This window comes from Bifidobacterium saguinibicoloris, assembly GCF_019331725.1.
Lineage (GTDB): Bacteria > Actinomycetota > Actinomycetes > Actinomycetales > Bifidobacteriaceae > Bifidobacterium > Bifidobacterium saguinibicoloris.
Window position 1 is genome coordinate 119,242 of sequence record NZ_JAHBBF010000005.1, and the last position, 22,489, is coordinate 141,730.

Annotated in this window: 14 protein-coding genes, 1 pseudogene and 1 riboswitch; of the genes and pseudogenes, 9 read left to right on the plus strand and 6 right to left on the minus strand. The window is 67.7% G+C overall.

Annotated elements, in window-relative coordinates:
- Positions 1–47: 47 nt before the first annotated feature.
- Complete coding sequence (locus tag KIH78_RS05125; protein WP_219131536.1) at positions 48–1,175, plus strand: Mrp/NBP35 family ATP-binding protein; 1,128 nt, start codon at positions 48–50, stop codon at positions 1,173–1,175.
- A gap of 15 nt (positions 1,176–1,190) precedes the next feature.
- Here KIH78_RS05125 and KIH78_RS05130 read toward each other — a convergent pair whose 3' ends face one another.
- Positions 1,191–4,622, minus strand: a complete 3,432-nt coding sequence (locus tag KIH78_RS05130; protein ID WP_219131537.1) for a tetratricopeptide repeat protein — start codon at positions 4,620–4,622, stop codon at positions 1,191–1,193.
- A gap of 69 nt (positions 4,623–4,691) precedes the next feature.
- On the opposite strand from KIH78_RS05130, the gene KIH78_RS05135 reads away from it, so the two are divergent.
- From KIH78_RS05135 to KIH78_RS05145, 4 genes and pseudogenes are all read left to right on the plus strand, one after another.
- Positions 4,692–6,869, plus strand: a complete 2,178-nt coding sequence (locus KIH78_RS05135; protein WP_219131538.1) for a hypothetical protein — start codon at positions 4,692–4,694, stop codon at positions 6,867–6,869.
- Between the two features lie 304 nt (positions 6,870–7,173).
- Positions 7,174–7,392, plus strand: a pseudogene (locus tag KIH78_RS10590) (aryl-sulfate sulfotransferase N-terminal domain-containing protein); the annotation flags it as partial.
- A complete protein-coding gene (locus KIH78_RS05140; RefSeq protein WP_236034424.1) occupies positions 7,376–8,650 on the plus strand; it encodes an aryl-sulfate sulfotransferase in 1,275 nt (424 codons plus the stop codon). The pseudogene KIH78_RS10590 and the gene KIH78_RS05140, both read left to right, overlap by 17 nt.
- A 55-nt stretch (positions 8,651–8,705) precedes the next feature.
- Positions 8,706–9,497 carry an ATP-binding cassette domain-containing protein gene (locus KIH78_RS05145; protein ID WP_219131539.1) on the plus strand — a complete coding sequence of 264 codons (792 nt, stop codon included), beginning with the start codon at positions 8,706–8,708 and terminating at the stop codon, positions 9,495–9,497.
- 49 nt (positions 9,498–9,546) lie between these two features.
- Here KIH78_RS05145 and KIH78_RS05150 read toward each other — a convergent pair whose 3' ends face one another.
- Together KIH78_RS05150 and ppgK are read right to left on the minus strand one after the other, a co-directional pair.
- On the minus strand, positions 9,547–10,722 hold the full coding sequence (locus KIH78_RS05150; protein WP_219131540.1) for a pyridoxal phosphate-dependent aminotransferase: 1,176 nt from the start codon (positions 10,720–10,722) through the stop codon (positions 9,547–9,549).
- A gap of 135 nt (positions 10,723–10,857) precedes the next feature.
- A complete protein-coding gene (ppgK, locus tag KIH78_RS05155) occupies positions 10,858–11,625 on the minus strand; it encodes a polyphosphate--glucose phosphotransferase (RefSeq protein WP_214315223.1) in 768 nt (255 codons plus the stop codon).
- 177 nt (positions 11,626–11,802) lie between these two features.
- Here ppgK and KIH78_RS05160 point away from each other — a divergent pair, with 177 nt between their 5' ends.
- From KIH78_RS05160 to KIH78_RS05170, 3 genes are all read left to right on the plus strand, one after another.
- Complete coding sequence (locus tag KIH78_RS05160; RefSeq protein WP_219131541.1) at positions 11,803–12,588, plus strand: nitroreductase family protein; 786 nt, start codon at positions 11,803–11,805, stop codon at positions 12,586–12,588.
- Between the two features lie 142 nt (positions 12,589–12,730).
- Positions 12,731–12,883, plus strand: a riboswitch (FMN riboswitch).
- A 6-nt stretch (positions 12,884–12,889) separates the two neighbouring features.
- Positions 12,890–13,492, plus strand: a complete 603-nt coding sequence (locus KIH78_RS05165; protein ID WP_219131542.1) for an ECF transporter S component — start codon at positions 12,890–12,892, stop codon at positions 13,490–13,492.
- Positions 13,493–13,613: 121 nt separating this feature from the next.
- A complete protein-coding gene (locus tag KIH78_RS05170) occupies positions 13,614–15,938 on the plus strand; it encodes an energy-coupling factor transporter ATPase (RefSeq protein ID WP_338024117.1) in 2,325 nt (774 codons plus the stop codon).
- A gap of 30 nt (positions 15,939–15,968) precedes the next feature.
- Here the strand turns inward: KIH78_RS05170 and KIH78_RS05175 are convergent, their stop codons facing one another.
- Positions 15,969–16,931, minus strand: a complete 963-nt coding sequence (locus tag KIH78_RS05175; RefSeq protein ID WP_420830119.1) for a hemagglutinin — start codon at positions 16,929–16,931, stop codon at positions 15,969–15,971.
- 39 nt (positions 16,932–16,970) lie between these two features.
- On the minus strand, positions 16,971–18,230 hold the full coding sequence (locus KIH78_RS05180; protein WP_420830120.1) for an MFS transporter: 1,260 nt from the start codon (positions 18,228–18,230) through the stop codon (positions 16,971–16,973).
- 449 nt (positions 18,231–18,679) lie between these two features.
- On the opposite strand from KIH78_RS05180, the gene KIH78_RS10800 reads away from it, so the two are divergent.
- Positions 18,680–20,911 (plus strand): transglutaminase domain-containing protein, encoded by a 2,232-nt coding sequence (locus KIH78_RS10800; RefSeq protein ID WP_219131544.1) that lies wholly within the window; start codon positions 18,680–18,682, stop codon positions 20,909–20,911.
- A 110-nt stretch (positions 20,912–21,021) separates the two neighbouring features.
- Here the strand turns inward: KIH78_RS10800 and glnA are convergent, their stop codons facing one another.
- On the minus strand, positions 21,022–22,359 hold the full coding sequence (gene glnA, locus KIH78_RS05190) for a type I glutamate--ammonia ligase (protein ID WP_214315236.1): 1,338 nt from the start codon (positions 22,357–22,359) through the stop codon (positions 21,022–21,024).
- Positions 22,360–22,489: the final 130 nt, after the last annotated feature.

A 22,489-nucleotide genomic window follows, 5' to 3' on the forward strand; every position in this document is an offset into this window, starting at 1 on the left:
GCTACTGTGGTACGCGGCAATACGACGGCAACAGACGAGGAGGACGCATGACTGATACCCGTGACATCGAAGCCGCCATCTACGAGCGGCTGAGCCGCGTCATCGATCCGGAGCTCGGACGCTCCGTCACCGACCTGGGCATGATCGCGGCGATCGACGCGACGCCCGCGCCCGACGGCGGAGACGAGCAGCGCGACGCCTACGACGTGACCGTGCACGTCGAACTCACCGTCCCCGGCTGCCCGCTCTCGGAGACCATCACCAACCAAATCAACGGCGCGGTCGCCTCCTACCCGGACGCGACGCTCACCCCGCGCATCGAGGTCGGTTCGATGAGCCGCGACAAGCTCGACGACCTCGTCGCCGACCTCAAGGCCGAACGCAGGCAGAACCCGTTCAACAAGCCGGGCATCAAGACGCGCATCTTCGCGATCGCCTCGGGCAAGGGCGGCGTCGGCAAGTCGTCCGTCACCGCAAACCTCGCCGCCACGTTCGCGGCGCTCGGCTACGACACCGCGGCCATCGACGCGGACATCTACGGCTTCTCGCTGCCGCGCCTGTTCGGCGTGCACACGCAGCCCACGAACCTGAACGGCATGCTCATGCCCGTCACCGCGTGGGGCGTCAAGCTCATCTCGATCGGCATGTTCGCCGGCGCCGACCGCGCGATCCTGTGGCGCGGACCCCGTCTGCAGCGTTCGCTCGAACAGTTCCTGTCCGACGTGTGGTGGGGCGAGCCGGACGTGCTGCTGCTCGACCTGGCCCCCGGCACCGGCGACATGGCGATCTCGGTGGCGCAGGCGCTGCCCAACGCGGAACTCGTGGTCGTGACGACCCCGCAGCCGAGCGCGTCCGACGTGGCCGTGCGCTCGGGACTCGTCGCACTGCAGGTGCCGATGAAGGTGCGCGGCGTCGTCGAGAACATGAGCTTCTACGAGCATAAGGGCGAGAAACTGCGCATCTTCGGCGAGGGTGGCGGCGAGCGCGTCAGCGAACAGCTGACCGAGGCCCTCGGTTACGACGTGCCGCTGATGGCGCAGCTGCCGCTGGAGCCCGAACTGCGCGAGACCGGCGAGGCCGGGCGCCCCGCGGTGCTGGACGCCGAAGGCGCATTGAGGGGCGACGGCATCGGCGCCGAGTTCCGCGCGCTCGCCGAGCGTCTGCTGACCGCCTGACGGGGCTGCCGCAGGTCAGGCGGTCAGCGAGCGGATGAACTGCGCCTGCACCACGTCGATGCCGGTGCCGTCGTCGTCGTTCATGCGCGCCGCCGCCACGGACAGGGTGCGGGCGGGCACGAACAGGCCTTCGTCGACGGTCAGGCGGGCGGCGTCACGCACGATGCCGGCCACCTCCGTGTGCGGCCAGACGGGCAGATCGTTCGCGGCGAGCAGTTCGGCGGCCTCCTGAACGTCCTCGGGCACGCGGATGCACTGCGAATCGGCGCGGGCCACAAGCTCCTGCAGCTCGCCTTCCAACGCGGCGATCTGCCCGGGGGCGATGTGGTCGCTCATCAGGTAGGCCGCCACGGCCGTGTCGAACCGGTCCTGCATCCATTCGGTGTAGGCGAAGCGGTAGTAGGCGAACGCGGCGTCGTCGCGGTCGAGCGCCACGCGCAGCGCGTTGAGGCAGGCGGCGCGCGCCGAATCCCAGTCCTCGCGGCGCGCGAGCTGGATGGCGAGCTTCAGGTGGGTGAGCGGGTAGGCGGGCGCATACGCCACCATCGCGTTGAGATGCTTGAGAGAGGCCTCGACGCCCTTGACCTGCGCGAGCACGTCGGCGAGTTCCATGTGCGCGTAGAACAGGTTGTCCGGAATGAGCACGGTGCGCTCCCCGGAGGTGGCGAACAGGCGGTTGTAGATCACGCGTTCGGCGTACGAGTTGAAGTAGCGGGGCACGCCGTCGCCGCGCGCGTACAGCGCGTCGACGCGGGCGAGCGCCGCCTCCGCGGTCTCGAACGCCTGGTCGACCTGACCGCCGAACAGCAGGTCGCGTGCCTTGAGCCGCTCCTTGTCGAGTTCGTCGGCCATGGCGAGCGTGACGGACGGGGTGTCCATGCCGTCGATGAGCGCGTTGGTGATGCGCGGCGCCTGTTCGGTGAGTTCGGGGTCGCCGATCATGTCGACGATGCGCATGGCCTCCTGCGCCTTGGTCACGGAAGGCAAGGTATCGTCGGCGGCGAGCCGGTGGAAGTCCGCTTCGGCGCGCTGCATGAGGTCGACGCGTTGGATGGACAGGCCGACGGCCCGGTCGGTGCCGAGCACGGCGGCGACGGCCGGCGTGAACGTGCGGTCGGACATCTCCGGCTCCTCCTGAGAACCCTGCGGCGCGTAGGCCGGGTCGCGCAGGTCGAATCCGGCGTTGACGGGCCTGAGGGCGCCGTCTCCGTCCACGTCCATCACCGCGTCGAACATGCGGTACGTGTCCATGGGGTGGTCGAGCGCGTCCTGGCCGATGCGGGTGAGGAACGCCTCGCGCGTGAAGGTCACGGTGGCGAGGTTGCGGACGGTGGGGTTGCGCTTGAGGACGCCCATCGGATCGTCGTGCCGTCCCTCGTCGTCGGCGCCGTCGGCGTTCGCGTCCCCCGCGACGTCCTCGCCGGCGCCGCCGTCCATGGTCCCGCCGAATCCGTCCACGTCGCCGTCCTGCTCTCCGGACGGCACGGCGAACGCGGTCTCGTCGATGTCGATGTCCTTCATGAGGTCCTCGAACCGACGGTCGAGACTGTCCTCGCCGTCCTGTCCGGCATCGTCCGGCGAGGAGGAGTCCGTCGTCCCGGCGCCGTCCGCGTCGGTTCCGTCGGCGATGGGACGTGCCGGCGTGCGTCGGGGATCGCCGTGGAAGTCGCCGTCCTTGGGCTCGGCCTTGCCGCCGCGCACCGCGCCCATGCCGCCGGTGTGCATGCGTTCGAACGCGCCGAGCGCCTCGCTCATCATCTCGCGGATGGCCGAATCCTGTTCGGCCAGCGCCTCCTCGAGGCCGAGCGAATCCACGTGGAGGGAGACCTCGTGCACCTTGTCGCTGACGGCGAAGCTGAACGCCGCCATGATGAGGCCGACGCGCAGATTGTAGTCGGCGCTCATCTCGGCGCGTTCCCGGGAGGACAGGGTCACCCACCGGTGCGCGGCGGCGTCGTATCGGGTGGCGGGCATCATCGAGACGCCTGCCGTGGTGAAGCCCACGGCCACGCGGCCTTCGGCGAGGTCGGAGCGGATCTCCACGTCGAACCGGTAGGGCAGACGCAGGCGGCGCACCAGCAGGGCCATGCTCTGGCGGTACACCCACTCCGATCCGGTGTCCTGCCTCTCCCCTGACGCGGATCCGATGTGGCGGGCGATGCGGTGCGCAGCCTCGATGAGTCCGGTCATCGCGTTGCCGCCGGCACCGTCCGTGTTGATACCGTCCGTGTCGACGCCGTCGCCGGCGGTCCGGATCGCCGCGCCGTCGGTGGCGTCGCCCGGTCCGAGCGCGATGAGCGCCGGATTGCACAGCAGCTGCATGTCGATGGTGGCGGCCTGCTCGCGCGTCACCGTCTCCTCGGTGGGCGTGAGCCCCAGGCGCGCGTTGCGTTCCAGCCATGCGCTGGTCTGTGCGAAACGGTTGAGGTTGCCTTCGATGGCGAGCGCGCGCAGCGCGGGCTCGAGGGCGAGCGAGGAATCCCAGTTGAAGAAGTAGGCGCCGGAATAGCTGGACGTGTACAGGTGGAGCGGTTCGGCGCCGTGCACGGCCTCCAGCCCGCGCACCTCGTCGAGGGCGCCGGCCTCACGCATGAGCTCGGCGAAATGGTCCTCGAGTCCGGAGACGCGCATGCCGTGGGCGCGCACCCGGAGCATGTCGCGCACGGAACGGCGGATGGCGCCCATCGGCGCCTCCCGGTTGAGGCGCCGGAAGATGTTGCCGGCACCGAATCCCACGAGCATGCCGCTCATCTGCGGCAGCATGTACGCGGCGAAGAACGCGGTGGCCACTGCGTCCCGATACTCCAGTCCGACGCGCATCTCGCGCCTGAGCGGATACCGGAGCTGCTCGAGCGTGTACCGGTCATGCTCGCGGCGCCACGAGGCGAGCCAGACCATGCGGCCGGTGTCGTCCCTGCCCACGATGCCGCCCGAGACGCGTCCCTCACGCTGCTCCCTGGCGAACATGAACCGGGGCTCCATGGTCTGCACATCCATACCGATCTCGGAGCCGACGAACACGCGACCCTTGCCGTCCGCCACCGCGATCTGGGAAAAATGGTCACGGTCGGCGAACACACCGAGCGAGAAGCCGGCCCCATGCACGCCGCCGGGGCCGGGCAGCTGCGCCCAGCCGAGCGCGAGCCGGCCCGGCACGTCGTCGAAGTCGAACACACGCCGCTTCACCAACGGCCCAAGACGACGCGAACGGCTGGCAAGCTCCCGCACCACATCCATCTCCGCACGGTCCCGGGCGTCCGCGGACGCCCCGGCGGCCATCGCCTCGCGGGCGGCGCGGTCCACGACGGCACCGAACGGATCGACCGCCTCCATCGTCTTCCGCCCGGAACGAGAGAGCCGCCTCGCCAACCGGCGGGCGGCCCCCATGGCGTCCTTCAACGAATCGAACGGGGAACGCTGCGGGGAATGGGAACTACGTGCTGACATGCCTCACATTGTCCCAACGCAACCCGACATGGCCTCTCCGATGATGCTTTGAGAGGAATCGACCGTAGAATGGTCCCCGTGCCCCATCTTCCCCGCCAGCTCCGTCATCGCCGCCGCACGGCCGCGCTCGCGCTCGCCGTGGCGCTGCTCATCCTCGCCGTCGAATGTCTCGGCTTCAACCTGCCGTTCTGGGGGTCGTTCGGCGCGAGCACGGACTCCGTGTCCGCCGAGAACACGCTCGGCCCCGGTCTGGAGCGGGTCGAGGGCGGGCTGCTGCGCGTCACGGACCCCACGCAGGCATGGCTCCAGACGGAGACGGACGGCACGTCGGAGTATGCGCGCGTGGACGTCATCGCCCCGCAGCTGGCGACCGTGTCGGTCGTGCATGTGAGCGCCGAGGTAGACGGGAAGGCCTCGCCGCAGGAGACGATCTCCCCCGCCTCGCCCCGCTCGCTCATCATCCATGCGAGCGGCGCCGGCATGATGCGCGTATGGATCCGCGAGGCGAAGGGCGCGGTGGTGCCAATCGACGAGGTGCGGCCCAACGTGCGCGTGCCGTTCGTCTTCGACTGGCTGCGCGTGGGCGTGATGGCCGCCCTGGCGCTCGCCGTGGCCGTCTGGCGGCCCGGCTCGCCCCTGTGGCGCATCCGGCTCGACACGTCGAGCCGCACGCAGCGATGGGGGTTCGTGGCCCTGCTCGCCCCCATCGCCGTGGTCACGGCCGCGAACATCGCCTGGCAGTTGTCCTACGCGTGGCCGCTCGTGTTCCACGCGCCCGGCGGCTATACGTATGATTTCGAACAGTACGGGTACACCGCGGAGGCGTTGATGCACGGCCGCACCTGGCTCGATCTGACCGTGCCCGACGCGCTCGCCTCGGCCTCGGACCCGTATGACGTGGACACCCGGAACAGGCTCCTCGCCGAGGGTGTCACCCCCATCTATTGGGACCACGCGTTCTATCAGGGGCGCTGGTATTCGTATTTCGGCGTGCTGCCCGCCGTGCTGCTGTTCCTGCCGTACCGGCTGCTCACCGGACGGACCCTGCCGAACGCGGCCGCCATGCATCTGCTGCTGTTCCTGGCGTTGCTCGGATTGTGGCTGCTCACGATCCGCCTCATCGCCCGTCTGGCACCGCGCACGTCGCTCGCGGCCACGCTCATGGCGCTCGTGTTCGTCCCGGTCGCCGCGAACTTCGGATACCTGTGCTACCGGGTGAATTTCTATTCGGTGCCGTTCGCCGCCTCCGTGGCGCTGACGTCGTTCGGCCTGTGGCTGTGGCTGGGCGCCCGGACGTCGTCGCGTCCGCTCACGCCCTCGGACCGGTGGAGCGTGGACGGCGCACCGGAGCTGTCGCTGCCCAGACTCGGCCTGGGCGCGTTGTGCATCGCCGCGAACTTCGGATGCCGTCCCACGTTCTGCCTGGCCGCGCTGCTGGGATTCCCGCTGTTCTGGCCGCAGATCCGCGCCCTGGCCTCCGCGCTCGCCGCCGGGCGCGCAAGTCTGCCGAACGCCCTGCGCGCGCCGGGCGTGGTGGCCGTCTCGGCGCTTGTGCCGGTGGCTCCGCTCATGGCCTACAACCATGCGCGGTTCGGTTCGGTGTTCGACTTCGGCAACGCGTACCAGCTGACGGTCACCGACATGACACGGTTCCACGAGCCGGTGCAGGACATACCGTTGGCCGTCGGCTACTACCTGTTCCTGCCGTTGCGGCTCGGCGGCTTCCCGTTCGTGCGCATCTCCCCCACGCCGTTCCCCGAATGGTCGTTCGCCGAGCCGATGGTCGGCGGGCTGTTCGTCCTCTGCCCGCTGCTGGCGCTCGCATCGGTGCTGCCGTTCCTCAGGCGCGGCTGGCCGTCCGGGTCCGCGCCGGTCAGGCACATGCTGCTCGCGATGCTGCCGCTCGGCGCCGGATTGACCGTGTTCGACGCAGCGAGCGCCGGATTGGGTTGGCGGTACATGTGCGATTTCGGCTGGCTGTTCGCCTTCGCCGCGTTGCCCGTGATGCTGCGCGTGCTGGGCGACGCCGATCCACGGCCCACCGCCGCCGCGCCGTTCCTGCGGGAACGACGCCCCCTCCGGGCGCGCGCGGTCGCGCGTGACGCCGTCCGCCTGCTGGTGTTCGCCGTGCTGCTCTGCTCGGTGGCCGTGGCGGCGCTCTCCTGTTTCACCCCCGGACGTCAGGATGAGATGGTCTCCGGCAATCCAAGGCTGTACCTCGACGTGATGTCGTGGTTCTCCCTGTGAACCACGAGCGGACCTTCAGGTCGCATTCAGCGAAAAGGCACGATTTCCAAGGGCTCCGGCATAATACTGAACAAGTCAATCCGCATGCGGAACACGAATCGTATGAAGGTCGGGACATCCCCAAATGAAACGCATCGCAGCCAGAAGCATCGCAGTCAAAGTCGCCGCGGCCATCGTCACCCTCGCGGTGGCGGCGGGCATGTGCCTGCTCACCCAGGACAACGTGAACGCATCCATCAAGGAGCGGCGCATCGAACGGCTCAACGCGCGCATCGCCAACATCTACACTGACGGCTACCAGAAGATGGCGGATGAACAGCTCGCCTCGGACCGCGACAAGTCGGCCGCGACGCTCGACGACCCGTTCATCGCCGAGAACCCCTACGGCACGAACACCACGTCGCTGTACGTCTACTTCACCACGGACAAGGCGTCCAGCGTCTCCTACACGGTGAGCGCGGACGGCTACCCGGACTTCTCCGCCACCGCCGAGCAGGGCGAGGACTATGCCACCACGCACGAATTCCTCATCCTGGGCCTCATCCCCGGCAAGAGGAACACCATCACCCTCACCCTCCGGCGCCACCGTCGGCACCAAGCAGATCACCCGCACGGGCGCGAATCTCCTCGGCGCGGAGGAGGTCCGTCTCGAACAGCCGGTCGACCCCACGTCCGAAGCCACGCAGGCGCTCGGCGACGGCCTGTACGCCATCCTCGGCAACGATTCCAACGAGCAGGACTTCATGTACTACTACGACGTGAACGGCGTGCTGCGCGGCGAGGTGCCGGTCATGTACTACCGTTCGCACCGCCTCCTGTTCGACGACGACGGCCTCATGTGGTTCTCCGCCTCGACGAAGCACTTCGTAGGCATGAACCGTCTCGGCAAGCTCGTCAAGATCATCAATCTGGGCGACCGGTTCATCCTCCACCACGACTACGCGCTCGACTCCGACGGCGACATCGTCTCCCTCGCCACCGACCTCACGCGCTCCGACCACGCGGTGCAGGACCAGGTCATCAAGGTGGACACCACCACCGGCAAGGTCACGCAGCTCATCGACTTCGGCGAGGTGTTCCCCGACTACAAGCAGTCCACCGACCATTCCGGCATCGACGAGTCCGACCCGACCGCCACGAACCGCTGGGATTGGATCCACTTCAACACCATCCAGCTGCTGCCGGACGGCTCCGCGCTGTTCTCCGCCCGCGAGACCTCCACCATCATCAAGGTGGACGACATCGAAGGCGACCCGAGCGTCAGCTGGATGATCGGCGAACCCACCGTGTGGGACGGCACCTCCTACAAGGAGAAGTTCCTCACCAAGATCGGCGACTTCGGCGACACCGGCGGCCAGCACTCCATCACCTACGAGGAGGATCCGTCCCTGCCCGACGGCCAGTACTACATCTACATGTTCGACAACAACTTCGGCTACGCGATGACCCGTCCCGACTTCGACTGGACGACCATCAAGGGCATCTCCACCGCCCAGAGCTCGAAGGACAAGAACTCGCACTCCCAGTTCCGCAAGTATCTGGTGGACGAGAAGGCCGGCACCTACACCGAGGTGCAGAGCTTCGACGTGCCGTATTCCCCGTACGTGAGCTCCTCGCAGGAGATCACCGATTCCATCAACCTCGTGGACACCGGCATGCAGGGCGTCTTCGGCGTCTACGACGACAACGGCAACCTCCAGGCGCAGTACAAGATGAAGCTGTCGACCGGCTACATCTACCGCGTCTACCACTACGGGTTCAAGGGCTTCTACTTCGCCTGACGGTCCGTGCGCATCCCACGCCCATGGTCTCCGGTCCGCTACTAGACTGGGTGCCATGGGCTTTTTCTTTTCCCGCAGGGACACCCCGAAGCCCGCGTCGGTCACGTTCACGCTCGCCGGCGCCGGGCACATGTACGAGGACGGGCACGTGGGGCTCAACCCCACGGACCTCGTCATCACCGAGAAACGCGTCGCCGTCATCGGTCTCAACGGCTCCGGCAAGTCGACGACGCTGGGACTGCTCGACGGCTCGCTCAAACCGTCGACCGGCACCGTGACGCTCGCCGGCGCCGGTCTCACGCTCGACACGTCGTCGAAGAAGGATCTGAAGACCGTCGACGAATGGGTCGGCAAAGTCCGCCGCGAGGAGATCCCGAACTCCTTCTACCGCGCGGAAAACATCGTCAAGGCGGTCGACGAGTCGCTCAAGAAGCACAAGATCGCGGACGCGGAGCGTTCGGCGCGCATCGGCAACCTGTTCGCGCATTTCGGTCTGCAGCAGATCCGCAACGTAAAGGCCGCCGAGCTCGACTCGGAGAAACGCCATCTGCTCGCGATCGCGGCCGCACTGGCCTTCGACCCTTCGGCGATCGTCGCGGACGAGCCGTCGAAGGGACTGGACGAGATCGGCACGCGGCATGTGGCCGAGGCGCTGTTCACCTACGACAAGCAGGTCATCGTCGCCACGCACGACACCGACATGATCGTCCGTCCGGAGTACGCCATCGACCGCACGATCGTGCTGGACGGAGGCCACGTGGCGTTCGACGGCGCCCCGAAGGAGGCCGTCGCGTTCTACATGGACCTGATCCGCCGCAGATACGAGGAGTCCAAGGCCGCCGACTGAACCTCCGGCCGTCCGCCCGTCCGGCCGAAGGCACGCCGGCCGGATGCCGTCACGCGAGCATCGCGGCGACGGTGTCCAGCACGGCGCGGACGTTGCGACGGAACACGTCCGGCTCGGGCAGCAGCGATAGCGCGAGATATCCGTTCGAGGTCATGTCGAAGAAATAGCCGGGTTGTCCGGTGAGCCCGGATTCCCCGATGAGCCGCAGCACGAGCTCGTTCTCGTCGATGACCGCCGGCGTGCGCAGCAGCACGTTCCATCCGCCTTCGGCGCGCAGCACGCTCACCACGCCGGTCTCGTCCCGGTCGAGCATCGCGTGCAGGGCGGCGAGGTTGGCGCGCACGCGTTCGCGCACACGCATGGTCTGGCCGGGGGCGGCGGCCAGCAGTTCGGGCATCCGGTCGGCGATGATGTCGCTCATCGGCAGGTAGTCGTCGGCGATGACGTCGAGACGGCGCCGCGCCTCGGCCACGTCCTCGGCCGGACCGGACACGCGGATCCAGCCGACCTTGGCGTGCGGCGCGGCGAGCGCCTTGGAGAAGCCGTCGAGCGCGAAGGTGAGCGCACCGGTCTCGCCGGCGAGACGCGCGTTGCCGTCGAACGGCTCCAGCGCATACTCGTAGAACACCTCGTCGGCGATGATGGCGATGCCGCGTTCGCGGCACAGACGCACCAGCGTCTCGCGCTCCTCCGGTTTGACGTACGATCCCGTGGGGTTGTTCGGATTGATGAGCACGAGCGCGCGGATGCGTTCGCCGTCCTCCGAGTAGAGCAGCTGTTCGATGGCGGCGGTGTCGATGAACCACGAGCCGTCGAATTGCAGCTGGTATTCGATGGTGTCGACGCATTCGAGACGCGCGATCGATTCGATGAGCGGATAGCCCGGCTTCGGGGCGAGCACCGCGTCTCCGGCGTCGCACAACAGCTTGATGAGCCACGAATAGGCTTCGGACGTGGAGCTCAGCAGATAGAGGGAATCCGGGTCGACGGGCGCGGCGCCGTCGGCGCGGGACAGGAACGCGGCCAGCGCCTCACGCGCCGCGCGGGGACCGCGCGGGTCGGCCGTGTACACGCCCGGCACCTGCGCCGGGGCGAGACCATGCCGGGTCGGGTTGGAGTCGTTGAGCTTGCCGAGCGCGACGCCGCGCGCACGCGCCTCGGCCTCCGCCGCGGCGATTGGATTGGGCGCGGAGATGTCCACGCGAGAGGAGAATCGAACGGTCATGCCCCCACTGTATCGCGCCGCCCGGCATCGCCGGCGGAGCGACGGGCATGGGACGCGACGGGACGCGGCCGGATACGAAAGGACCGCCCGGGGACGTTCGTCCACGGGCGGTCCGAAAGCCGGGAGACCGGCTGGTCAGCGCTGCTTGGTGCTGGCGTAGTAGGCGGCGCCGATGATGCCGGCCTCGTTGCGCAGCGCGGCGGGCACGATCGGGGTCTTCACCTCGATGAACGGGATGAACTTGTCCGCCTTGCGGCTCACGCCGCCGCCGACGACGAACAGGTCGGGGTTGAAGTACTTCTCCATGAGACCGTAGTACTTGGTGAGGCGCTTCGCCCACTTCTTGTAGCTGAGGTCCTCGAGGTCCTTGATGGAGCTGGCGGCGTACTTCTCCGCGTCCGGATGCTTGTCGTCGAGGATGAGGTGGCCGAGCTCGGTGTTCGGCACGAGCACGCCGTCCATGATGAGCGCGGTGCCGATGCCGGTGCCGAGCGTGGTGGCGATGACAAGGCCGTCCTTGCCCTTGGCGGCGCCGAACTGCTGTTCGGCGAGACCGGCGGCGTCCGCGTCGTTGACGACGGTGACGGGGCGACCGCACGCCTCGGAGAACACGGCGGTGACGTCCACGCCCACCCAGGACTGGTCCAGGTTGGCCATGAAGTCGAGCGGCTGGCCGGGCTTGATGGGCGCTGGGAAAGCCACGCCGACCGGAGCGTCATCGGGGACCTCGAAGTGGTCGAGCTGCTGCTTGACGATGGCGGCGACGGCCTCGGGGGTGGAGACCTCCGGGGTGAGGATCTTCAGCCTGGGCTCGGCGAACTCGCCCTTCTCCAGGTTGACGGGGGCCGCCTTGATGCCGGATCCTCCGATGTCGACGCCAAAGGCCTGTGCGGTTTCAATCATCGTTGACCTCTCCTCCTGCTGTTTGCGAACGATGGGCATTCCTTAGCATCCTATCGCCGTGCCGGCGGACGACATGCCCCTGGTCCCATAATCCGTGCATACGTTTGCACGGATTGTCGCGCACATCACGTCCGCAGCCCGCCCGCATCGCGCCGGCGCGGTGCCATAATGGGACGCATGGCTGAACACACGCAACTCATCGACGCGGTGAACATCCGCACCGCCGTCCGCGCCTACGACGACGAGCCCATCGACGACGACATGGCCCGCCAGATCGACATGACCCTCGACCCGCTGAACCTCATCGGCGGGCTCGACCTCCAGCTGGTCCGCGACCAGCCCAAGGTGTTCGCCGAGGCGAACGCCTCCGGACACCTGACGAACGCGGCGAACTACCTGGCCGTCGTCGGCCCGAAGGACGACGAGGAGGCCCGGGAGCGCGCCGGCTTCTACACGGAGCGCGCCGTGCTCGCCGCCACGCTCAGAGGACTCGGCACCCTGTGGGTGGCCGGCAGCTGGGACCGCGCCGAAGCCGCCCGGCACTGCCGCATCCGCAACAGCGAGGAGCTGTATCTCGGCGTGGTCATCGGACACCCGGAGCATCACGTGGAACGCATGGCGAAATCCTATGAGGAGCTCGCCGAATTCCAGCGCACGCACCGTCCCACCAAGACGTTCGAGCAGTTCACCGCCGGCATGTCCGCCGAGGCGCGCGAAGCCGCGCCCGCATGGTTCCGCGCGGGTGTGGAGGCGGCGATGAAGGCGCCGAGCGCGATGAACCGCCAGCCGGTCACGTTCACCTACGACGCCGACGACGACACTGCCGCCGCCCACATCGACCCGGCCGCCGGCGACGAACATTGGGCGTCGAACGACCTCGGCATCGCCAAGCTGCACTTCCAGATCGGCGCCGGCCAGGGCCGGTGGGCCTGGGGAGACGGCGGACTGTTCCTCCACAAGTAGGCCCGTCCATCATCCCCGACGGTCCGACGGCCCTCCGCATCGACACGCGCGTCATACGGAGGGCCGTTTCGCATGCCTTGCGTTTTCCCGCACAGTGAAACGGGATTTGCGTGAAATCCACGCCCACGCGTATACAGGATGCTGTCAGTTTCAGGGAAGGTGCAATTCCTTACTGGCGGTAACCCGTCCCCCGGGATTCATAACGGGGAAGGCGGGAAGCCCGCGAACCGCTGCGGCGGCCGATCCGGTGGGATTCCGGAGCCAACGGTCACAGTCCGGATGGAAGAAACGGAGAGCTCGCATGAGCGTATCTTCTGATAGCCATATCCAGTCCACGAAGGTCGACCACGCCACCGGGACGCACGCCACGGGCGTCGCCGATTCGGGCCGCTGGTCCACCCGCCGCATCGCCGTCTACGCGCTGTTCGTCGCGCTGGCGATTGTCACCAGCTTCATCGAACTGCCGATCTTCCCGGCCGCGCCGTACCTCAAGTACGATCCGTCCGGCATTGTGAGCCTCATCGCCGGCTTCGCGTTCGGCCCGGCCGCCGCCGCCATCGTCTCCGTGCTCGGCTTCCTGCCGCACGCGTTCACCGATCCGTGGGGCGCGCTGATGGCCATCCTCGTCGCGCTCGCCCTGTCGCTGCCCGCATCCGTCATCTACCGTCGCAACCGCACGCGCAAAGGCGCCGTCATCGGCATCGTCGTGGGCGCCGTGGTCGCGCTTGCGGCGGCGATCGGCGGCAATCTCGTCATCACGCCGATCTACGCGCATATGACCGTCGCGCAGGTCGCGGCGATGATCGTGCCGATCCTGCTGCCGTTCAACGTGCTCAAGTTCGTAATCCACGCGGTCGTCACGTTCCTCATCTACAAGCCGATCACCAAGCTGCTCGACAAGTAGCCGCCCCATCCCGCCGCGCATGCGGCGTCCGTCACCATACACAGGCATCCCGGCAAGGCCGTGCCCCGATTCCATCGGGCACGGCCGTCGCCGTCTTCCGACACGACGCAAGGACCCCGACGTGAACCTCGCCGAACTCAGCCATATCCGATTCAGCTACGACGGCGGCGCCACCTGGGCGCTCGACGACGCCTCCCTGACCGTCCGCGAAGGCGACTATCTGGCGCTCACCGGCGCGAACGGCTCCGGCAAGTCGACGCTCGCCCGTCTCATCGCCGGACTCGCCGCGCCGGACGCCGGCACGGTGGTGCTGCTCGGCCGCACGGTCTTCTCCGCCGACGGCCCGGATGCGGACGCCTACCGCGAGGCCCGGCGCGGCATCGGCGCCGTGTTCCAGAATCCGGAGGACCAGCTCGTCACCACCGTGCTCGAGGACGACGTGGCGTTCGGACCGGAGAACCTCGGCGTGCCGCGCGAAGGGCACGACGGCATCGGCGCGCGCATCGCGGAATCGCTGCACGCCGTGCGGCTGGACGACATGCGCGGCGCGAACCCGATCCGCATGAGCGGCGGCCAGCAGCAGCGGGCCGCCATCGCCGGCATGCTCGCCATGCGCCCGCGTCTGCTCGTGCTCGACGAGCCGACCGCCATGCTCGACCCCCTGGCGCGCGCCGAAGTGATGGACGTGCTCGACGAGCTGCACGCGGGCGGCACGACCATCGTGCATGTGACGCACCATCCGGACGAGATCGCGCGCGCCGCGCGCGTGGTGCGGCTGGAGGCGAGCCGCGTCGCGGACGCCGACGCCCCCGCGTCGCCGCAACCGCGCGACGACGACCCCGCTGCATCCGACGCATCCGACGCGGCCGTCGTCTCCCCGTCACGCCCGTCGCATGCCGACACGTCGGACGCCGACACCATGCTGTCCGTATCGCACGTCTCCTACGCCTACCCGGGCGGCGACGGGCCGATCCTGCGCGACGTGTCGCTCGAGGTGCGTCGCGGCGAGACCGTGGCACTCATGGGCGCGAACGGCTCCGGCAAGTCGACGCTGCTGCGTCTCGTCTGCGCGCTCGACAAGCCGGACGCCGGGACAATCGTCGTGGACGGCATGCGCGTCGACACGGCGAAACGACGCGACCGCGCGAAGCTGCGCCGCACCGTCGGACTGGTCATGCAGCATCCGGAACGCCAGCTGTTCGCGGACACGGTACGCGACGACGTGGCGTACGGACCCACGAACCAGCATCTTCCCGCATCCGAGATCGCGGCGCGCGTGGACGCCGCGCTGCGGCTCGCGCGACTGGACGGTCTCGCCGACCGCTCCCCGTTCGACCTGTCCGGCGGACAGCAGCGGCTCGCCGCCATCGCCGGCGTCGTCGCATGCCGGCCGAAGCTGCTCGTCATGGACGAGCCGACCGCCGGTCTGGATACGGACGGCCGCGAACGCGTCTACCGGCTCATCGACGACCTGCACGCGCAGGGGGTGACCGTACTCGTCGTCACGCACAGCCATGCGGAGGCACATCGCGTGGCGGACCGGATCGTGGACATGCGGGAGATCTCGCGGCTCGCGGGCGACGCCGACGCAGGCGCGACGGACGATGTGCGCGGGTCGGAGCTCCAGCCCCCGCACCCGGTCTCCCACGCGGTCCCCGGCGCGGTCCCCCGTGACGCCGGCCGTCTCTCCCCCATCGCACGCCTCGACCCCCGCGTGAAGATGACGGCGTTCCTCGTGGCGATGTTCTCCGCATTCGGCATCGGCGACGCCCGGCAGCTGCTGCTCGGCGTGGCGTTCACGGCAGGTGTGGCCGCGGCGTCGCGCATCGGTCCGGCGCGTCTCCTCGGCTCGGTGAGGGTGTTCCTCGGCCTGTTCGCCGTGATGGGCCTGCTCAACGTGTTCTTCGTACGTACAGGCGACGTCCTGTTCGCCATCGGCCCAGTCCCGGTGACGGACGACGGCGTGGCCACGGCCGTGCTGTACGCGTGCCGCTTCGCGCTGGTCATCATCCTGGGGGCGGTGTTCCTCGCCACGACCACGCCCACCGCGATCACCGACGCGTTCGCCGCGCTGCTCTCGCCGCTGCGGCGCCTGGGCATGCACACGCAGGAGATCGCGCTGGTGCTGAGTCTCGCCCTGCGGTTCATCCCCACGCTCACCATCGAGGCGCAGGCGGTGGCGGACGCGCAGGCGGCGCGCGGCGGCTCCATCGAGACGGGGTCGCTGCCGCGGCGCGTGAGGGCGATGACGGCGATCATCGTGCCGATCTTCGCCGGCGCGTTGCGCCATGCGGACAACCTCTCGCTCGCGCTGGACGCCCGCTGCTACGAGGAGGGCATCCGCCGCACGCATTGGCGGATGATGCGCGTCACCCCGCGCGACGCGGCGTTCGCCGGCGCGCTCGTCGTCTATCTGGCGGCGTTGGTCGCGCTCGCCCTCGTCTGAGACGTTCCGGACCGTCTACACGCCGCGCGTCTACATGCCGCGTGGGTCGCCGAACCAGCCGCGGTAGATGATCGCGAAGTTGCGGTTGCCGTAACTGGAGCAGGCGTCGCCTTCGCCGGTGCCCGCCTTGAGCGCCGCCTCGTTCGGCTGGTAGGGCGTGTAGATGTAGAGCAATGCGGTGGCCTTGTTGCGGATGTACACCTCCGAGGCGCCGCAGGCGGTGTTCGGATGGTATTGGATGGTGTTGAGCCGGCCGGCGTGGTAGCCGTAGCGATTCTCGTGCGCCACATAGTACCGGTACCGGTTGGCGGCGCCGTACACCTGGTTGAAGAACCCCGCGTATTGGGGGTCGCAATCCGCGTCGTCGGGACAGCTCAATCCCATGGCGGCCTTGATCTGGAAGTCCGTGGGGGCCGTGGAGGAGACGAGATGCTGTTCCTTCTGCAGGACGGTGAGGAGCACCTTCTGGCTGACGCCGCAGGCGCGCGCCGACTTGTCGATGATGGCCGCGGCGGTCTCGCCTTTCGCGCCCTCGTACGCCTTGCATTGGGCGTCGGCGGGTTTGTCCTGCGTGTCGAACGTCATGGAGGCGATGGCGCCGCCCTTCGATTCGAGGAACGATTGGACTTCGGCGCGGCTCATCGCGTTCCCGTTGAAGAACTGGCCGTCGGAGATGATGTCGCCGGGGTCGAAGTCATATTCCCGGGAGAGCTGCAGCTGGCGCTCCTCGGCCGCGCGCACCTCCAGACGCCATCCGAAGAACCGTACGCCCGCCATGACGAGCGCCATCACGCAGATGACGGCGACGACGGCCGTGGCCAGCATGCCGGCGCGGGCGGGCTTGCCGCCCTTCCTCCACATGCGGGCGAGGCGTGCGAACGGCCCGCCGGACGTCTTCCGGCTCCTGTCGCGTCTGGCCGTGGCGCCCCGCGTCTTGGTCCGACGCGTCCTGCGCGTCGAGGTCCGGTTCCCCTTGGGCTTGCGTGCTGTCATCGCCGCCATTGTAGCGCCGAGGTCTGAGACGTCGGCCCGTCAGTCCGCATCGGATGCGTCGGCCGCGCCGACGCCAGCGGACGGCATGTCGCGCCGCAGCAGCGTGGTGATGACGATGGCGCCGACGGAGAAGACCGCGCCGACCGGTCCCAGCCAGGTGAGGCCTAGGAAGTCGTTGACGAGGCCACCGACGGCGGAGCCGATGGCGATGCCGATGTTGAAGCTCATCGAGTTGAGCGAGGCGGCGAGGTTCATCGAACCGGGGTGCGCCTGCGCCGCCACATCCATGTACAGCACCTGGGAGGCGGAGTTGAACAGGTACATCATCATGCCGAGCGCCACCAGCAGCAGCGCGCCGTAGACGGGCACGACGGCGGCGAGCGCGAGCGTGCACAGCAGCACCGCATGCAGGCAGAAGATGGGGCGGGTGCGGGCCAGCGGCTCGACGCCACGGCCGCGTTCGGCGATCCTGCCGCCGTACAGGTTGCTCCACAGGCAGGCGACGCCGTAGATGACGAGGCCGATGCTCACGTAGCGTTCGGGCACGCCGATCTCGTCGCGCATGATCGGGGTCAGGTATGTGTAGAAGACGTAGCTGGATGCGGCGCCGCATACCACGGTGAGCACGCCGCCCCAGATGCGGCGGTCGAAGAAGAGACGGAACTGGCGGAGGAAGCCGATGGTGACCGGGTGCGAGTTGCGCGGCAGGACCGTCGCCATGAAGACCATGAGCACGATGGTGAGCGCGGTGATGATGAGGAAGGTGATGCGCCATCCGAACGTGTTCGCCGCCCACGTGCCGAACGGCACGCCCACGACCGAGGCGATGGAGAAGCCGGAGAACACCCATGCGATGAACTTGGTGCGGTAGCGTTCGGTGGTCACGTCGGGCGCGTAGGTCATCGCGATGGCGACGAGCGTGCCGGAGACGAGGGCGATCATGATGCGGGCGACGACGAGCACCGGATAGTTCGGCGCGAGCGCGCACAGGAGGTTGCCTGCGAGGAAGACGCCCATGAGCGTCAGATAGGTGGCGAAGCGTGGGAATCGGGCGGAGATCGCGGAGCCGAGCGGCGTGACCGGCGCGTACACGAACGCGAACAGCGCCACGAGGTTGCCGACGGTCACCTCGGACACGTCGAGGCCGCGGGCGATGTCCGGCAGGATGCCGACGACGACGAATTCGCTCATGCCGAGCATGAAGCTCGCCATGATGAGGATCGTGACCGGCAGGTTGAAGAACCGCTCCGGTTTCCCGGAGGATTCACGCGGCTGTCCCATGGCGGTGGTGTTCGGCATCGTTCCATCTCCTTGCTTCGTTCCTTGCGCATCGTATTGCCGCAGCCCTACAATTTCACTCAACCGGAAAACAGCATGTCGAGGGGGAGACGATGACGGAATCGCAACGTGGCGGACAGGAGCCGGGGCGAGGGACGGAACGGCCGGACCTGGGCCAGAAACCTCGGCAGGCATACGGCCAGCCGCAGCAGGCGCAGCCGATGCGGGGACAGGGGCTTCCGCAGACGCAAGCCGCGTATCCGCCGCGGCCGCAACCCCCGCAGCCACAATGGCCCGCGACGCCGCAGCAGCCAAGCCCCGGATACCAATACCCCGCGCAGCCGCCACAGCCGCCGCGGCCACCGCTGCCCATCCAACAACCGCAACCTCCGCAACAGCCCCCGACCGCTCCCCCGCACGGCGCGTCACGCCGACACGGCGGGCCGAAACGCCACCGCCGCTGGTGGATCGTGCTCGTCGCAGTCCTCGCCGTACTGGCGATCGCCGTCGGAGGCGGCGTCATCGCCTACCGGATGATGCCGCACACCCGATCGGACGGCACCATCGCCGGTGTGGCGCTTCCCTCCGCCGACAAGGTGTACGCGGCATTCGACAAGGACAAGTACGATCTGCGCGATCCAATCGCCGTCGACAACTATTACGAGTTCACCATCCCATTGAAGTCCCCGGCGTCGGTGGAATCCGACTCCTACGAGGGATTCGCGCTCAAAGGCGCCGAAATGGCGGTGAATGACAGCGCGAAGGTGTATCAGGACGCCTCGTTGAGCATCCCGGTGCCGTCGATGGCGTCGGCCAACCCGGCGGACAGCGAGAACGCCAACGGCAGCATCACCCTCGGCGGCAGCCAGGACATCCCCAAATACATGCGCCACGGCGACTCCATCGGCGCCGAACACGGGTTCCTGCCTTCCGACGGCTACTACTACGTGCAGTACATGGGAGACAATGGCAAACGCCTCGCGAAACCATCGGTCCAATTCTTCACCGTGACGGACACGGAATCATCCAAGGACGCCTCACCGCTCACGACCGTGGACGACGTCGTTCCGACCATCAACTCGGAAGGCGGCGTCGACATCTCGTGGGGCAAGGTCGAAGGCGCGAAATCGTACGACGTCTATACGTACATCGTCCTCCCGCAGGTCGGCAAGCCCGGCGACGACTACTACTCGCAGGAACAGGACCTCGTCAGGAAGATCGGCTCGACCACGAAGACCCAGCTGCTTTCGAAGGACTACGACAAGGTCAGGAAGTACCAGGCGTCCGAATCCGCCGGCACGTCCACATGGAGTCAGAACGAGGCCTATCAGTCGCTCATGGTCGAGAACCAGGACAGCATCAGCGCCTGCCGGAACGACACAAGCGAGACCTGCGCGAACATCATGCAGGCCGCCGACGGATCATGGGACGCCGATTCGGCCGGACGCCTGTACTTCGTGGTGATGGCGGTCGACGGCGACGGCCACGAGGGACGCTGGCACGCCACCGACGCGAACGACCTCGTGCCGTCCATCCCGCTCAAGGTGGCCGACATCGCGCAGTTCAACCAGCGCTACTACAACCTCAAGGGCGTGTTCGGCGAGGACAACACCGCCGAGGAGGACATGCAGGCGTACGTCTACACCTTCGTGACGATGGCGAACGGCGCCACCGTGCCCATCCCGAGCAAGTTCAGCGAGCCGAAGCGGACCGGCCACAACCAGGGTGACAGCTGGACGTTCACGTATTCGGCTCCGGGCACGAAGATCACGGGCACCGGCAGGCTCTATTTCGAGGGGGACCTCAACGCCGCGTTCGACACGATCACGCAGGCCGCGATCAAGGCGCTGCCCAAGGCCGGAGGATTGCTCGACCGCATGAACGCGGTGCATGGCGACACCGACTGGACCGGATACGACAAGAAGAAAATAGATTCGGACACCAAAAAGTCGCCGTACTTCACCTACGCGTCGAACGACTACGGCACGTATCTGGCCAACAACATCCTCAACGGGCATGAGGTCATCGACATCACCGAATACGCCAGCGACGACTATCAGTCCGGCACCTCCGACGTGCTGAAGGAGATCGTCTACCAGAACCCGTACATCAAGACCGATTCGGAGGGCATCACGTATACGGCGCGCAAGAACGGTGACAAGACCGTGCTGTGGGTGAAATACCCGAAGGACTACCGGGCCCGTCAGAAGCAGCTGGCCGATTTCGTCAAGCAGGCCTCGGGCTCGTTCCAAGGGTCCGACCGCGACAAGGCCGTGGCCATCGACCGGTTCCTCGCCTCCCGCATGACCTACGACTACGACGCATACGCCGCCGTCGACTACGGCAGCGCCAACGCGTTCGGCTCATCAAAGGCGATCGCCGCATATCCAGACGCGTGGAGCGCGCTCGGCGCGGTGAATGGCAAAGGCGTGTGCATGTCGTACGCCTACGCGTACCAGGCGCTGGCCAAGGCCGTCGGACTGGACACGCGCGTCGTCACCGGCAGCGTGTCCGGCACGAAGGCGAGCCACGCGTGGAACTACGTGAAGATCGACGGCACGTGGCTGCTCATCGACCCGACATGGGACGACGACGGCGACACCGCCAGCGACCAATACCAGCTCAAGAACAAGACGCAGGTGACCGACCATCACGCCTACGATGACGGCTGGACGCTCGCGTCGCAGTCCGGACAATACTGAGGCCAGGCAGGACATTCTGCGGCGGGTCCGTGACGATCCGCGAACGACGAGGAGGGTGCCGCCCATGGGCGGCACCCTCCTCGCATATCATCCACAGACGGACGACGGAATCACAGCTTCGGCAGATACTTCTTGAGCTCGTACGGGGTGACCTGCTGGTTGTACTCCTCCCACTCCCGGCGCTTGTTGCGCAGGAAGTAGTTGAAGGCGTGCTCGCCGAGCACGTCGGCCACGAAGTCGGACTTCTCCATGATCTTGAGCGCGGCGCCGAGGGAACGCGGCAGCGGCTCGATGCCCATGGACTGACGCTCCTCGTCGGTGAGCTCCCAGACGTCGTCGCTGGTGGGTTCGCCGAGCGTCATCTGCTTCTCGATGCCGTCGAGGCCGGCGGCGAGCAGCACGGAGTATGCGAGGTACGGGTTGGCCACCGGGTCGAGGCCACGGAACTCCATGCGCGCGGAGTTGCCCTTGCCCGGCTTGTACTGCGGGATGCGCAGCAGCGCGGAACGGTTGTTGTGGCCCCAGCAGATGTAGCTCGGCGCCTCGTTGCCGCCCCACAGGCGCTTGTACGAGTTGACGTACTGATCCGTCACCGCGCAGATCTCGGCGGCGTGGTGCAGGATGCCGGCGGCGAACTGACGGGCCGTCATCGACATGTTGAACTCCTGGCCGGCCTCGTAGAACGCGTTCGCGTCCCCTTCGAACAGGCTCAGGTGCGTGTGCATGCCGGAACCGGGGGCGTCGGCCAGGGGCTTCGGCATGAAGCTGGCGTGGATGCCGCGCTCCAGGGAGATCTCCTTGACCACGGTGCGGAACGTCATGATGTTGTCGGCCGTGGTGAGGGCGTCCGCGTACCGGAGGTCGATCTCGTTCTGGCCCGGGCCGGCCTCATGATGCGAGTACTCCACCGAGATGCCCATCTGCTCGAGCATGTTCACGGTGGCGCGGCGGAAGTCCATGCCTGGGCTGCGCGGCACGTGGTCGAAGTAGCCGCCCTCGTCGATGGGCGTGGGCGCCTTGGACCAGTCGTCCTGCTGTTCGAACAGGTAGAACTCCATCTCGGGGTGCACGTAGAACGTGAAGCCCTTCTCCTTCGCCTTGGCGAGCGAGCGCTTGAGCACGTGGCGCGGGTCACCCAGGCTCGGCTCGCCCTCGGGGGTGAGCACGTCGCAGAACATGCGGGCGGTACCCTGCGGGCCTCCTCGCCACGGCAGAATCTGGAAGGTGGAGGGGTCCGGCCTGACGATCATGTCGTCCTCGGAGACGCGGGTCATGCCTTCGATGGCGGAACCGTCGAACCCCAGGCCCTCCTCGAACGCCGCCTCGAGTTCCGCCGGCGCGATGGCCACCGACTTGAGGGTGCCGAGCACGTCCGTGAACCACAGGCGAATGAAGCGCACGTCGCGTTCCTCGACGGTGCGCAGGGCAAACTCTTGCTGCTTATCCATAGGCACCAATCCTCACATCGCCGTGTTATCGGTTTGTTACCGCCGGCTTCCCGCATGAGACGGCCGAACGGCGCCTTCCCGTCGCACCTTCGCCGCAGGGCGATCACGACGCGGTCGCACCACGTCGCGC